Origin of the sequence: Microbaculum marinum, assembly GCF_037855135.1 — a bacterium.
In the GTDB taxonomy this organism is placed as follows: Bacteria; Pseudomonadota; Alphaproteobacteria; order Rhizobiales; family Tepidamorphaceae; genus Microbaculum; species Microbaculum marinum.
The window spans coordinates 122233-136055 of the sequence record NZ_JAZHOF010000012.1 but is presented as its reverse complement, the minus strand read 5'-3'; the positions used below and the strand labels follow the sequence as shown (position 1 = coordinate 136055).

At 67.5% G+C, this 13823-nt stretch carries 14 protein-coding genes and 1 tRNA gene; 8 read left to right on the top strand and 7 right to left on the bottom strand.

Annotation, left to right across the window (positions count from 1 at the left end; all coding sequences use genetic code 11):
* Positions 1-48: 48 nt before the first annotated feature.
* Positions 49-753 (bottom strand): RadC family protein, encoded by a 705-nt coding sequence (gene radC / locus V3328_RS24000; RefSeq protein ID WP_340332261.1) that lies wholly within the window; start codon positions 751-753, stop codon positions 49-51.
* A 13-nt stretch (positions 754-766) separates the two neighbouring features.
* Positions 767-1594, bottom strand: a complete 828-nt coding sequence (gene map, locus V3328_RS23995) for a type I methionyl aminopeptidase (protein ID WP_340332260.1) — start codon at positions 1592-1594, stop codon at positions 767-769.
* Positions 1595-1759: 165 nt separating this feature from the next.
* Between map and V3328_RS23990 the strand changes: the two genes are divergently transcribed.
* Positions 1760-2704: an FkbM family methyltransferase gene (locus V3328_RS23990; RefSeq protein WP_340332259.1), complete on the top strand. Its 945-nt coding sequence runs from the start codon at positions 1760-1762 to the stop codon at positions 2702-2704.
* Here the strand turns inward: V3328_RS23990 and sfsA are convergent.
* Positions 2641-3354, bottom strand: coding sequence for a DNA/RNA nuclease SfsA (gene sfsA / locus V3328_RS23985; RefSeq protein WP_340332258.1), 714 nt, complete (start codon positions 3352-3354; stop codon positions 2641-2643). The genes V3328_RS23990 and sfsA overlap by 64 nt on opposite strands.
* 171 nt (positions 3355-3525) lie before the next feature.
* Between sfsA and V3328_RS23980 the strand changes: the two genes are divergently transcribed.
* The 3 genes from V3328_RS23980 to V3328_RS23970 all read left to right on the top strand — a co-directional run bounded on the left by V3328_RS23980 (position 3526) and on the right by V3328_RS23970 (position 5473).
* Positions 3526-4290, top strand: coding sequence for a competence/damage-inducible protein A (locus tag V3328_RS23980; protein WP_340332257.1), 765 nt, complete (start codon positions 3526-3528; stop codon positions 4288-4290).
* Between the two features lie 9 nt (positions 4291-4299).
* The gene (gene gpt / locus V3328_RS23975; protein WP_340332256.1) at positions 4300-4806 is read left to right on the top strand and encodes a xanthine phosphoribosyltransferase; all 507 of its coding nucleotides are present in this window, start codon (positions 4300-4302) and stop codon (positions 4804-4806) included.
* Between the two features lie 151 nt (positions 4807-4957).
* The gene (locus tag V3328_RS23970) at positions 4958-5473 is read left to right on the top strand and encodes an MgtC/SapB family protein (protein ID WP_340332255.1); all 516 of its coding nucleotides are present in this window, start codon (positions 4958-4960) and stop codon (positions 5471-5473) included.
* Here the strand turns inward: V3328_RS23970 and V3328_RS23965 are convergent.
* Both V3328_RS23965 and V3328_RS23960 read right to left on the bottom strand, forming a co-directional pair.
* A complete protein-coding gene (locus tag V3328_RS23965; RefSeq protein ID WP_340332254.1) occupies positions 5448-6992 on the bottom strand; it encodes a hypothetical protein in 1545 nt (514 codons plus the stop codon). The two genes, V3328_RS23970 and V3328_RS23965, sit on opposite strands and share 26 nt — an antisense overlap.
* Positions 6989-7621 carry a hypothetical protein gene (locus V3328_RS23960; protein ID WP_340332253.1) on the bottom strand — a complete coding sequence of 211 codons (633 nt, stop codon included), beginning with the start codon at positions 7619-7621 and terminating at the stop codon, positions 6989-6991. The genes V3328_RS23965 and V3328_RS23960 overlap by 4 nt, the downstream gene beginning before the upstream one ends.
* A gap of 232 nt (positions 7622-7853) precedes the next feature.
* Between V3328_RS23960 and V3328_RS23955 the strand changes: the two genes are divergently transcribed.
* Positions 7854-7940 (top strand) — tRNA-Leu (locus tag V3328_RS23955).
* Positions 7941-7986: 46 nt separating this feature from the next.
* On the opposite strand, the gene V3328_RS23950 is transcribed toward V3328_RS23955, so the two are convergent.
* The gene (locus V3328_RS23950) at positions 7987-9786 is read right to left on the bottom strand and encodes a hypothetical protein (protein WP_340332252.1); all 1800 of its coding nucleotides are present in this window, start codon (positions 9784-9786) and stop codon (positions 7987-7989) included.
* Positions 9787-9962: 176 nt separating this feature from the next.
* Between V3328_RS23950 and V3328_RS23945 the strand changes: the two genes are divergently transcribed.
* The 3 genes from V3328_RS23945 (at position 9963) to V3328_RS23935 (ending at position 13206) form a co-directional block, all read left to right on the top strand.
* Positions 9963-10346, top strand: coding sequence for a hypothetical protein (locus tag V3328_RS23945; protein WP_340332251.1), 384 nt, complete (start codon positions 9963-9965; stop codon positions 10344-10346).
* 46 nt (positions 10347-10392) lie between these two features.
* Positions 10393-12036, top strand: coding sequence for an arylsulfatase (locus V3328_RS23940; RefSeq protein ID WP_340332250.1), 1644 nt, complete (start codon positions 10393-10395; stop codon positions 12034-12036).
* Between the two features lie 171 nt (positions 12037-12207).
* The gene (locus tag V3328_RS23935; protein WP_340332249.1) at positions 12208-13206 is read left to right on the top strand and encodes an HAD family hydrolase; all 999 of its coding nucleotides are present in this window, start codon (positions 12208-12210) and stop codon (positions 13204-13206) included.
* A gap of 122 nt (positions 13207-13328) precedes the next feature.
* Here the strand turns inward: V3328_RS23935 and V3328_RS23930 are convergent, their stop codons facing one another.
* The gene (locus tag V3328_RS23930) at positions 13329-13712 is read right to left on the bottom strand and encodes a DUF4440 domain-containing protein (protein WP_340332248.1); all 384 of its coding nucleotides are present in this window, start codon (positions 13710-13712) and stop codon (positions 13329-13331) included.
* Positions 13713-13823 lie beyond the last annotated feature (111 nt).

The following is a 13823-nucleotide window of genomic DNA, read 5'->3' as shown; positions in this document are numbered from 1 at the left end:
TTCGCGCTGATGGGCGGTCACGGGCCCCGAACCCTTCGCATCGGCCCCTCAGATCAGCTTCAGGCCGCGCAGACTGGCGTGGCCGTCGCGCCCCACGATGACGTGGTCGTGCACGGTGACGCCGAGCGGCTGGGCGATCTCCATGATCGTCTTGGTCATCTCGATGTCGGCGCGGGAAGGGGTGGGATCGCCGCTGGGGTGGTTGTGGACGAGGATGATCGCGGTCGCCGAAAGTTCCAGCGCCCGCTTTATCACCTCGCGCGGGTACACGGGCGTATGGTCGACCGTGCCGGTCTGCTGCACCTCGTCGGAAATCAGCGCGTTGCGCTTGTCGAGGAACAGGATCCGGAACTGCTCCTTGTCGGCGAACGCCATTGCGGTGCGGCAGTAGTCGAGCACCGCCGACCACGACGACAGCACCGTGCGCCCGCGCACGCTGCCGCGGGCCAGCCGTTCGGCGGCCGCCTGGATGACCTTCAGGTCGGTGACCACCCGGTCGCCGACGCCCTCCACCTCGCGCAGCCGGTCCGGCGATGCCGCGATCACCTCGGCAAACGATCCGAACCGCGCCAGCAGGCGCTTGGCGAGCGGCTTGGTGTTGATGCGCGGAAGCGCGGAGAACAGGACGAGCTCGAGCAGCTCGTAGTCCGGCATGGCGTTCGCGCCGCCCTCCAGGAAGCGGTCGCGCAGGCGCCGGCGATGGCCGGCATTTCCCGGGTCAGGCTTCAGCGGCGGTTCGTCGAAGCCCGTCATGACCAGCCGGCCTTCAGGCTTTTCGATACGGTGGCTTGGTGTATCCGGCCGGCGACAGCGTGAAGATCTCCACGCCGTCCTCGGTCACACCGACGGAGTGCTCGAACTGGGCCGACAGCGAGCGGTCCCGCGTCACCGCCGTCCAGCCGTCGGCGAGCACCTTCACGTGCGGCCGCCCGAGGTTGATCATCGGCTCGACGGTGAACAGCATCCCCGGACGCAGCTCGACGCCGGTTCCCGGTTCGCCGTAGTGCAGGATGTTGGGCGTGTCGTGAAACACCCGGCCGACGCCGTGGCCGCAGAAGTCGCGGACGACGCTGGTGCGTTCGGCCTCCGCGAAGGTCTGGATCGCATGGCCGATGTCGCCGGTCGAATTGCCCGGCTTGATTGCCTCGATACCGATCATCATCGCGTCGTAGGTGACCTCCATCAGCCGTTCGGCCCGTCGCGAGACTTCGCCGATCGGGTACATCCGGCTCGAATCCCCGTGCCAGCCGTCGAGGATCAGCGTCACGTCGATGTTGACGATGTCGCCCTCGCGCATCGGCTTGGCGTTGGGCATCCCGTGGCAGACGACGTGATTGATGGACGTGCAGACGGAATGCCGGTAGCCACGGTAGAACAGGGTCGCGGGCAGGGCGCCGTTGTCGCGCGCGAACTCGTAGACGAGCTTGTCCAGCTGCGCCGTGGTCGCCCCCGGCGTGGTGTGGTCGGCGAGCATGTCGAGGGCCGTGGCGGTCAGCTGGCCGGCCTTGCGCATGCCTTCGAACGCCTCGGGGCCGTAAAGCTTGATCTCGCCGGTGTTGCGTACGGGCGCGATGCTCGCGTCGATGTAGTTCATCGTATCGTTCGATCCGTCTCGTCTTGTCCCGTCGCGGGTGCGACCTGCCGCCGGGTAATGCTGTGGTTGTGAATCTAGTCGAATGATACCGGAACTGGAACCGCTCTTGCACAGATTGCACGGGACTTTCTTGCGCCGGTTTCCCGGATATGGTCTTTCCGCCCGATGACGCAAGCGTCCGTCACCCACCAACCGGCTTCCAGCGGCGGATCGGAAGCCCCTCCGTTCGGCGCCTACACGCCGACGCCCCTGCAGGCGCGGCTGATCGACTTCGCGCGCCGGCAGCCCGATTCCTGGCTCGGCAAGCGGCTGGCCTTCCTCGCCCGGCGCGCCGTGATGATGCAGTTGCGGCATCCGCTCGACGTCGAGGTGTTCGGCCAGCGCATGCGGCTCAATCCGTTCAACAACGTGTCCGAGAAGCGGATCCTGTTCACGCCGCAGTATTTCGATCTGCAGGAGCGCGAGATCCTCCGCGACCACATCGTCGACGGCTTCGTCTTCGTCGACATCGGCGCCAATATCGGCGGATATGCCCTGTACGTGGCCGGTCATGCGGGTCGCGGCGCGCGCATCCTGGCGATCGAGCCGCAGCCGGTGGTGTTCGACAGGCTCGTCCAGAACATCTCCCTCAACCCCTCGGGGGCCATCAAGGCCATCGCCTGCGCGCTTGCCGACAAGGAAGGCGAGATGACGCTGTTCCTGTCGGCCCGCAACAAGGGCGAGTCCAGCGTCAAGTACGTCGCGACGCCGGGCAGCGAGGACCAGTCCGTGCAGGTGCCGGCGCGGACGCTGATCAACCTCCTTCGCGAGGAGGGCATCGACCGGATCGACGCACTCAAGATCGACGTCGAAGGCGCCGAGGACCTGATTCTCGTGCCATTCCTCGAGGATGCGCCGGAATCGCTGCTGCCGAGCCTGATGATCATCGAGAACGCCCGCGACCGCTGGCAGACCGATTGCATCGCCCTGTTGCAGCGGATGGGCTACCGGCAGGTCGCCCAGACCCGCCTCAACGTCGTCCTGGAGCGCGGCGAGACCGCAGGCGCTCAGCCCGAGAACGGCACGGCGCGCGAGATCTCGACGCCGTCTTCCGTCACCGAGCATCCGTAGGCGATCACCTCGACGCCGGCGTCACGCGCCCGGTCGAGTGCGGCCCCGTAGTTGGGATCGATGTCGCGGGCGATCCGCACCGTGTCGGCATCGCCGCGCTGCACCAGGTAGAACATCGCCGCCCTGTGGCCCTGGCGGACCATCTCTGCCAGCTCGTCCAGGTGTTTCGCCCCGCGTACCGTCACCGAATCCGGGAACTCTGCGATTCCCGGCTCGCGGACCAGGTGGACGTTCTTGATCTCAACGTAGCAGGGCGGCCGCCCATCCGATTCCAGGAAGATGTCGATACGGCTGTTCTTGCCGTAGCGCACCTCGCGGCGCAGCCCCGCGTAGCCGTCCAGTTCGGGAATCCTGCCGCTGCCGATGGCCTCCTCGACGAGCGCGTTGGGATGGCCGGTGTTGATGCCGACCATGGCGGGACCGCGGCCGGCATCCACCTCGACGATCTCGAGCGACCAGGCGAGCTTGCGGTTGGGGTTGTCGGACTTCGACAGCCAGACCGAGATGCCGGGGTCGGCGAGGCCCAGCATCGATCCCGGATTCGCACAGTGGGCGCAGACGATCTCGCCCCCGGACAACTCGACGTCGGCGAGGAATCGCTTGTAGCGACGGACCAGCTTTCCGCGGGTGAGGGGGACGGTGAAGCGCATGTTCGCCCCTATGCCGCGCTGTGGGGCGGATGGCAAGTGACAACACCCTGACACGCTGCCGCCGCTCCGGGCCCTCGGGCGCGCGCCGGCCCCGGCCGCCGTGCCGGTTTGTCTTGAGTAGACCTCATCGCTGCTATAGACCACCGGCCACCCGGCAAACGGCAGGAAACGATGGCGGAAGCGACAGGCAGGACGGGCGAGGCGCCGGTGACGGCGGCGATGCTCGTGATCGGCGACGAGATCCTCTCGGGGCGCACCAAGGACCGGAATATCGGCTACGTCGCCGAGTTCCTCACCAACATCGGCATCGACCTGAAGGAAGCCCGCGTCGTTGCCGACGACATCCAGGACATCGCCGACGCGGTGAACGCGCTGCGCGCCCGCTACACCTACGTCTTCACCTCCGGCGGGATCGGGCCGACCCACGACGACATAACCGCCGACGGCATCGCCCATGCCTTCGGCGTTCCGGTCATCCATCATCCGCGTGCCGTGGAGATCCTGAAGGAGTATCTCGGCGACCGCATCAACGAGGCGCGGCTGCGCATGGCGCGCATGCCCGAGGGCGCCGAGCTCATCGAGAATACGGTTAGCAAGGCGCCCGGCTGGCGGATAGGCAACGTCCACGTGATGGCCGGCATCCCGGCGGTCATGCAGGCGATGATGGACGCGATCGGCCCGACGCTCAGGACAGGCGCCAGGATGCTGTCGGAAACCGTCGAGGGACGCGGCATCAAGGAAGGCGACATCGGCGGCCCGCTGGGGCAGATCCAGGCCGTCCACAAGGACGTGATGATCGGCAGCTATCCGCATTCCGACGGCACCCGCTTCACCACCTCGATCGTCATCCGGGCGCGCGACGCCGGGGCGCTGGCGGCTGCCAGGCGCGAGGTCGAGGCGCTGGTGGACCGGCTTGCCGCCGAAACCGGGGACTGAGGGCAAGACATGGTCGAGGGCGGGGAAAAGCGGTTCCCGGTATCGTGGGACCAGTTTCATCGGGACGCGCGGGCGCTCGCCTGGCGCCTTGCCGGGATCGGCAGCTGGAAGGCCATCGTCTGCGTCACCCGCGGCGGCCTGGTGCCGACAGCGATCGTCGCCCGCGAACTGAACATCCGCATCATCGAGACGGTCGGAGTGGCCTCCTACCACGACTACAAGACGCAGGGGGACATCGAGGTCATCAAGAAGGTCAGCGGCGACGTCGTCGGCCTCGACGGCGGCGAGGGCGAGGCGGTGCTGATCGTCGACGACCTCGTCGACACCGGCAAGACCGCCCGTGTCGTCCGCAGGATCCTGCCCAGGGCGCACTTTGCGACCGTCTATGCCAAGCCCAAGGGCCGCCCCCTGGTCGACACCTTCATCACCGAGGTGAGCCAGGACACCTGGATCTATTTTCCCTGGGACACCGGGCTGGCGTTCCAGCCGCCGATCGCCCAGGACGAGCAGCGCTGACACGGGCGGAGCGAAGCTGGCGTTCGCGCCGCGCCTGCGGGCTCCGCGCACGGGACGATAGCGGCCGGGAACGAATTGGGTCGTCGGCCGTTCTCCGGGGTTGAGCCCGTGTTCCGGCGGGTGTCGAACCAGAGAGACCCGATCACCAGCGATGCTCGAAGATCTGACGACTGCCTTCAGCGCGGATGTCGGGATCGAGGCGATCCTGGCGCGACTGGCAAGCGCCGCCGTGCTCGGCCTCGTCATCGGTCTCGACCGCGAGTTCCGGCAGGTGCCGGCCGGACTGCGCACCCACATGCTGGTCTCGCTTGCGGCCGCGACCTTCGCCCTGCTCGCCTTCGAGATCGTCGAGCGCGCCAAGCACGAGGGCGTCACCAATACCGACCCGGTCCGCATGATCGAGGCGGTCACCGCCGGCGTCGCCTTTCTGGCCGCCGGCTCGATCATCCGCGGCGGCCGCCGGGTTCACGGCCTGACGACCGGTGCGGCGATGTGGCTGGCAGGGGCGATCGGCCTTGCCTGCGGGGTCGGCGCCTATTCGATCGCCGTCGTTGCGACGGTGTTCGGCGTAGCGATCCTCACCGTCATCCGCCTCGGCGAACGCGCCGCCTCGCTCAAGTCGGGCACCCGCGCCGAAGGCTTCAATCGCCCGCCCGATAAGGATTGAGCATCGCGTCCAGCCACAGGTAGCTGCCGTCGATGCCGCCGGCGAAGTGGCAGTTCATGCAGCTGTCGGCGCTGTACTGCGTGCCGGTCCTGTCAGTCTGCACGAACAGCGTCTCCATCGACGTGTTGCGCAGGTCGGAGGGGATCTGCTCGTAGCAGGCCTCGCCCCTGGACGGCGGCTCGACCGCCCACGGCCCGTTCGGGTTGCACGGTCGCTGCCACGGGCTGCCGGGAAAGTGCGGCGCGGCGTGGCCCGCCGGCATGCGCCCGCCGGACGCCTGCTCCGTGCCGGCGCGCGGCTTCGCCCACTGCGCGCCGACCAGCACGAAGTGGCGAAACGGCGAGCCGGCCTTCCGGTACGCCCGCCGGTAGCGCCGGTTGATCTTGCTCCACGCCTGGATCGGCGTCAGCCGCGTCACCTGGTTGATGCTGAGCGCCGGGTTCGGCCCGGGAAAGGTGATGAGGTTCGGGCAGCAGATGTTGTCGACGTCGGTGATCGCCACCTCGTAGGGGCAGTTCGCCGGCTCGTTCTTGGCGCAGTACTTGGAGAAGAAACTGTAGCTGCGCCCGTCGCCGTTCGACCCGGCGGGCGGCACGTTGTCCTCGTGCTCGAAGGTCGCCCAGATCCACTTCGGCGAGAAGGCCACCTTGCGGGCGATGTGCAGGCCGACCAGTCCGACCGTCGTCTCGGTACAGGTCACACTGTCGTAGACGACGGCATCCTGGGTGAAGTACCGCGCGAGGTCGTCGGCGTCGGTCATCTGCCGCCAGGCCGCCTTGATCTCGATCGCGCCGGTCCCCGAGGCGCCGTCCGCGGCGGTCGGGAAGTCCACGTTCTCCCCGTCGAGCGGGCCGCCGAACGAATAGGCCCCGGTCGCCGCCAGCCCGCTGTCGCGGATGTAGTCGAAGACGTCCCGGTTCATCAGGATCTCGTACCACACCGCGTTGCCGTTCTGGTCGCGCAGCACGGCGCTGTCGAGGAACGCCTGGGCGTCCTCGTTCGACAGCGGAAACTTGTTGGCGTGGCGCAGCAGCTTGCGGCCGCTGCCCGTCAGGTCGCCGCACGGCCCCTCGGGCGGCGCGTCGTTGAAGTCGATCAAGGCGGGATCCCAGGTCTCGTTGGTCGCCTGGAACAGCTCGTAGGGCTCCTTGTAGGTCTCCCACACCCGGTTCGACGTCCAGTCCGCGGTGCCCTTGCGATTCGACGGCACGCCCCGGCACGAGCGGGTGCCCGGCCAGTTCAGCGCGACGAACGATTCCCAGGCGAAGCAATCGGCCATCCGGCCGCCGGTCTTCTCGGAGATGCCGAGCGCGTTCGGGTTGGTCGCGAAGCCCGCCGGTATAGCCGGATCGAGGTCGATCCGGCCGCGGCACAGTTTCGACGGGGCCGACACCGGCACCTCGCGGCAGCTCTGCCCGGCGGCCCGGGCGATGCCGGCGCCCGCGAAACCGGACGCCAGCGCCATCAGCGCGATGCCGGCGCCGGCGGTGAGAACGGCCGTCTTGCGCCCGCCGGTCATGGGTAGCGCCTCCTGGAGAACAGCTGCCAGCTCCAGTCGCCCTTTTCGGCGGCGGCATGGCAGCCGAAGCACTTGCTGCTCTTGCCCTCGTCGACCAGCGTCCCCTTGGTGAGGATGCCGTAGTTCTTCTCCGCCACCTCGACGGAGAACCAGTCGCCGCCGAGGCAGAACCGCCCGACGCTGGAGCCGTCCGGACAGTAGCCGTCGAGCTTCACGAAGACGTAGGCGGAGGAGGGGGTGTTCTCCGGCCTGGCGATGTTCCGGTCCTTCGGCATGTAGCCGGACTTGTAGAGCACCGTCTTGTCCGGCAGGTCGACCGTTTCGATCGACGGGTCGGTGAACCGGATCCAGCTGTCGAGCGATTTCGGCGAGATCCGCGTCTCGATGAACCGGTCGTGGAAGAAGTTGCGGTTCAGCGCCCGGTCCTGGCCCGGCAGGACCGGCCAGGTCTCGCCCGGATCCTCGTTGCGCAGATAGCATTCGACCTGCTGGGCGCAGGTGCAGTCGTCGACGGCGCACTGGGCCGCCGTCGGCAGGGCCGTATAGCCCGAGCAGTCCTCCAGCACCGTGCAGGCATCCTGGGCCGACAGATCCCGGGCCGCCAGCAGGCCGACTGCAAGTACCGTCACCAGCGCCGCGGCGGTTGCTGCGTGATGCCGGATACGGCCGAATGATGTACGGCTCCCGTCCACGTACCGGCGCCCCCCTGGCTCGCCTCGATCCTTCCCCTTGGTCATTTAACCCGATATCGCCCGCACGCGCCAACCCCCAGCCCTCGGGTCGTCCGCACCCCCGCCTGGCGCGCAGGGTTGCCAGCACGCCCCGCACCGCGATAATCCGGTCGCATCGCCCAGAACGTTCGCGGACGTGGCGGAACTGGTAGACGCAAGGGACTTAAAATCCCTCGGGGGTAACCCCATGCGGGTTCGAGTCCCGCCGTCCGCACCACACTCACGGCGCCGGCCGGGCCTGCGGCCTGGCGGCTGTGGCGAGGCTAGTGTGCCGCCGCGATCCGCCGCGCCTTGTCGAGGCCGGCCATCAGCGCCGCGACGATCTCCTGGGTGGCGCCATGGCGGCGCAGGTAGGCTGCGGGATCGCGGGCCAGCGGACCGGACGCCGCCATCGCATCGAGGGCCTGGCGCGCGGTATCGGCATCGCCGGTCTCGCCGGCGGCGATGGCGATCAGCGCCTGGCTGATGCCGGAGCCGTTCACTGCGGAGCGCTCCGCGACCCGCAGCATCTCGTCCGCGCTGCCGTTCAGGTAGAGGTCGATGGCCACGAGGTGGAAATACCAGCCGGGCGGGTTGGCCGTGCGTTCGATCGCGTGCCTGAGCACCGGAATGCCTTCCTCGAACCTGCCGCGGACCGCAAGCCGCCAGCCGAGCTGGGCCAGCGCGTCGGGATCGTTCGGGTTGAGCTCGACGGCCCGGCGGGCCAGCCGCTCGGCCTCCTCGAAGCGGCCCATGTAGTGGGTGATCGACGACAGCGCTTTCAGCGCCAGCGTGTTGTCGGGCTCGAGCGCCACCGCCTGCGCGGCCGCCTGATAGGCCCTGGCGTATGCCTCCTTGAGGCCGTCGCTGCCGGCGAACTCGTAGCGACCGGCATCCAGGCGAAGCCAGCCCAGCATCGCCCAGGCGTCGGCGAAGCCGGGATCGCGCCGCACCGCCGCTTCGAGGCAGGTCAGCACGGGATCGAACTCCTGGCGCGTGAACCCCCTGCGATAGGCGTAGGCGCGCAGCACGCACAGATAGCTCTGCATGTGCGAGACGGCAGGCGCCGGCCGGCCGGCCATCAGGTCGGTGTTGACGACGCCGTAGGGCTGACCGAGTGCGGTGGCGATCTCCTCGGCCAGGTCGCTCTGCACCCCTATCAGCGCCTCCGGCTCCAGCGGGCGGTCGTAGACTCCGGTCCAGAGGACCTGCCCGCTGCGGGCGTCGAGCAGTTGTGCCGCGACGCGGATCGTCGCCGCGTCCGCGCGGACGCTCCCGTCGATCACGTAGCCGATGCCGAACTCCCGGGCGAGCCTGCCGGAATCGGCGATCTCCGCCTTGTCGAGTGCAGGCGGCGGGATGTACAGCCGGAAACTCGGGAAGCGCATCAGGTTGCCGACGAGGTCTTCGCTGATGCCCGCGGCGAGGTAGCGGTTTTCATCGCCGTCGCCCATCGGCTCGAACGGCCGCACGATCACAGCCGGCCCGAGCGAGGCTTCGGGACCCGATGTCCGGCTGCCGATGGCGAAATGCCAAACCGTTGCCGCCACGATCACGGCCACGGCCAGCAGCGCGCCCGCGAGCACATAGGGGCGACGATTGCCGGTGCCGCTCTCCACGGGCGACACGGCTTGCGCGGTCTCCGGTTCCGGCGGCGGAACGGCGGTGATCGCTGCAACGGCGTCGACAGGGTGGGGATACGGCCCGTCAAGCCAGTCGAAATGCGGGACGTAGGATCCTTTGGGGATCGAGATGCGAAGCGGATCGTTGCTGCCTGCGCCGACATAGTAGCTGTCGAGATCGCGTCGCAGCCGCCGCGCCTCAAGCCGGACGACCGGATCGGCCTGCGGATCGAACGTCTCGTCGCGCCCGAACACGGCGACCGCGACGCAATAGCCCTTCAACCGGTCCGCCCGGCCCGCCAGGGATTCCTCGACGACGTATCGCAGGAAGGCGCGCCGCCGCTCGCTGGCCCCCAGGTGCGGGCTCGACAGCACGCGTTCCAGTTCGGCGCTGATGTCGTTTTCGGTCGGGGGCTGCCGCGTGACCGGCTCGCGGGCGGCGAGACTGGGACTCTGCACCATTGCGACCTCGTTTCTCGGGGCCTCGGAGCGAGCCGGGAGGCGGGTAGCCCTCGGCGCGTACGTGGGAGTCTGGCGGGTCCATCGGACCGGTTGACGCTGTTATAGCAACTATAACGTCAGCTAACAAAACCAATGCGCGAATCGGGCGTGCAGGTCGCGTCGAGGGGCGTGCGAACATGTTCGTACCTGCCGCGCGCCCCGGAAAGCTGCAAACGTCCCCGCTGCCCGCAGTGTCCGGCCGGGACTTGATGCGCAACACCGGTCGAGCTGCGATTGCAACAGGTACCGCGGGACAAGGTGCCATGGAGGATATCCGCTCGATTGTCGCCCGCTTTCCAGGCCGGGAGTTCGAGATTCGCAGGCGATGCGCCCGCGATGCGCATTTCCGGACCATCTGCTCGGACTACGAGGAGGCTGCCGACGCGCTGCGACGCTTGCGCGGGGTTGCCGGGGAAAGCAGTCGGAAGGTCGAGGAGTACGTGAGTTTCCTGGCCGAACTGGAGACGGAGATACTCGAACATCTTCAGGGCAATGCTCCGGGAGCAAGACGTTCGCAGTGAATGCTGTCGTTGTGATGACGGAAGCCGGAAAGGGCAGGAGGAAACGATGACCCGACTTGCAAGGAGCAGTTGCTACGGAAGGGCGGGCCCGCGCGTGGCCTTGCTCTCGATCGTCCCGGCGATCGCGATCGTCGCCGGGGTGTTCGTTCCCCCCGTCGCGCGCGCCCAGGACGCGGCCCAGAACGCGGCGAAGCCCAATATCCTCGTGATCTGGGGCGACGACATCGGCACCTGGAACATCAGCCACAACAATCGCGGCATGATGGGCTACGAGACTCCGAACATCGACCGCATCGCCGACGAGGGGCTGTCGTTCACCGACTACTACGCCCAGCAGAGCTGCACGGCCGGCCGCGCCGCCTTCATCGGCGGCAGCGTTCCTGTCCGCAGCGGGATGACCAAGGTCGGCCTGCCCGGCGCCGAGCAGGGTTGGCAGGAGACCGACGTCACCATGGCGACGGTGCTGAAGAGCCAGGGCTATGCCACCGGCCAGTTCGGCAAGAACCACCAGGGCGATCGCGACGAGCACCTGCCGACCAATCACGGCTTCGACGAGTTCCTGGGCAACCTCTACCACCTGAACGCCGAGGAGGAGCCGGAGAATCGTGATTATCCCGGCGACATGGTGCTCGCCAACGGCCGGACCTTTCTCGAGCAGTTCGGCCCGCGCGGCGTCCTGCACGTGACCCTCAACGAAGACGGTTCTCAGAATATCGAGGACACGGGGCCGCTGACGAAAGCGCGGATGGAGACGATCGACGACGAAACCGTGGCCGCCGCTAGCCGGTTCATCATCGATCAGACGGAAGCCGGCACGCCCTGGTTCGTCTGGTGGAACGGTACCCGCATGCACTTCCGTACTCACGTAAGGGAAGAGCATACCGGCATCGCCGGTCCGAGCGGCGATGAATATCATGACGGCATGGTCGAGCACGACATGCACGTCGGCCAGCTCCTCGACCTGATCGATGAACTGGGCATCGCCGACAACACGGTGGTGATGTATTCGACCGACAATGGCCCGCACTACAACACCTGGCCCGATGCCGGCACCACGCCGTTCCGCAGCGAAAAGAATTCCAACTGGGAAGGCGCGTATCGGGTGCCGGCTTTCGTGCGCTGGCCGGGCCGTTTCCCCGAGGGCGAAACGCTGAACGGCATCGTCTCGCACGAGGACTGGCTGCCGACCTTCGCCGCGATTGCCGGCAACCCGGAGGTCAAGCAGCAACTCAGGCAGGGCGTCGAGCTGAACGGGCGCAACTATCGCAACTACATCGACGGCTATGACCAGCTTCCCTACCTCACGGGGGAGGTCGAGGAGTCGCCCCGCCACGAGTTCTGGTACGTCAACGACGACGGCCAGATCGTCGCTGCCCGCTACGACGACTGGAAGGTGGTGTTCCTGGAGAACCGCGGACAGGCCTTCGAGGTCTGGCGCGAGCCGTTCACCGAATTGCGTGTGCCGCTTCTGTTCAATCTCAGGCGCGACCCGTTCGAGAAGGCCCAGCACAATTCGAACACCTACAACGACTGGTTCCTCGAGCGGCCGTTCGTGCTCGTCCCCATACAGGCGCTGGCGGCGCAGTTCCTGCAGACCATGCAGGAGTATCCGCCGAGCCAGACGCCGGGCTCCTTCAACCTTTCCGGTATCGAGGAAAAGCTGAAGAGCGGCATGGGCGGGAGCAACTGAACGCCCGGCCACGGTTGATGCCTCTCTGCCGGGGCCGGTCGGACCGGCCCCGGTACAGTGCGACAGAAGCGGAGCCGGACCGTCCGCGATCAGCGGATTGGTCGCGATCGGGATCCAACGACCGAAGACCGGCACGGCGAATGCAGCGGCCGGGTCCGGGGAGGAACGTTCATGCGTGCATCAGCTCTGGTCTCGTCGATTGTTGCGGGAGCGTTCTGCGGGCTGGCCTGGTTGCCTCTCGCCTTGGCACAGACCGATCCGCTGCCGTCCTGGAACGAGGGACCCGCCAGGCAGGCGATTGTCGATTTCGTTGCCGCCGTCGCCACCGAGGGCGGGCCCGACTACGTCGCGCCGGGCGACAGGATCGCCACCTTCGACAATGACGGAACGCTGTGGAGCGAGCAGCCGGTATACGTGCAGCTCGCATTTGCGCTCGACCGGGTGAGGGCGCTGGCCGCCGACCATCCGGAATGGAAGGACGCCGAGCCGTTCAGGTCGGTTCTCGCCGGCGACCTGAATGCCGTCGTCGCCTCGGGCAAGAAGGGCCTCGCCGAGATCATGGCGGCGACGCACGCCGGCATGAGCACCGACGCATTCGAGCAGGTCGTCGCCGACTGGATCGCCACGGCGAGCAACCCGAGGACTGGAATGCTCTACACGGCGATGATCTACCAGCCGATGCTGGAGCTCATCGACTATCTCAAGGCCAACGAGTTCGAGGTCTTCATCGTGTCCGGCGGCGGAATCGAGTTCATGCGGGCGTGGACCGAACGGACCTATGGCATCCCTCCCCAGAACGTCGTCGGCTCGTCGATCAGGCTCGAATACGTCGAGACCGACACCGGACCCGTCATCATGCGGCTCGCCGAGCTGAACTTCATCGACGACGGTCCGGGCAAGCCGGTCGGCATCCAGTCACACATCGGCAAGCGACCGATCGCCGCGTTCGGCAATTCCGACGGCGACTTCCAGATGCTGGAGTGGACCACCAGTGGCTCCGGCCGCAGGCTCGGAATGATCGTCCATCACGACGACGCCGAGCGCGAGGTCGCCTACGACCGCGACTCACCCGTCGGCAGGCTCGACAAGGCGATGGACGCCGCGCCCGCCGAAGGGTGGCTGCTGATCAGCATGAAGGACGACTGGAAGACCGTCTTTCCGGGCAGGTAGGGACGCATCGCCGGGTCGGTTCGTCGACATTGCCCCACCGTCCGCACCATTTTGAGGGACACCCAGATCGGCCGGGTGAGGATCCGGTTCCGCGACACCGCTGCTGCGGGCTGTGCTCCAGGTCAGGCGCCTGTCCCCGCGATCGGTGTGATCTGCCACGACAACAAGCGCCACCTGTTCTCCCGCTGACGCCACAGCGCCGCGACGGTGAAGGTTCCGGAAATTTCCGAACCGTCGATACGGATGGTCTCGCTGCAGACGTAGGTGAGCAGGGCGGCGTCGGGGCCGACCGGCGTCAGGTCGTAGTCGGATGGCGCGAGCGCCACGAGCGTCAGCCGCGGAAAGAGATCGTCGAGGATCTGCCCCTTCGACAGCCGGCCGAAATAATTGATCTCCAAGAAGTCGTCATCGAGCAGCGCGGCAAGGGCTGCGGCGTCGCGATCAAGCCAGGCCTGCGTGCGTGCGGTCTCGAGGGCGACGAGGTCGTGCAACCGGTCTGCCGTCATTCGCTGCTCCGATGAACCCGACTGTGCGGGCCGCAGGGGAGCAGGAGCCCGCATGCGGTGATCCTGCCTCACCTTCCGGGCTGGGACAACCTTGCCCGCACCCACATCGAG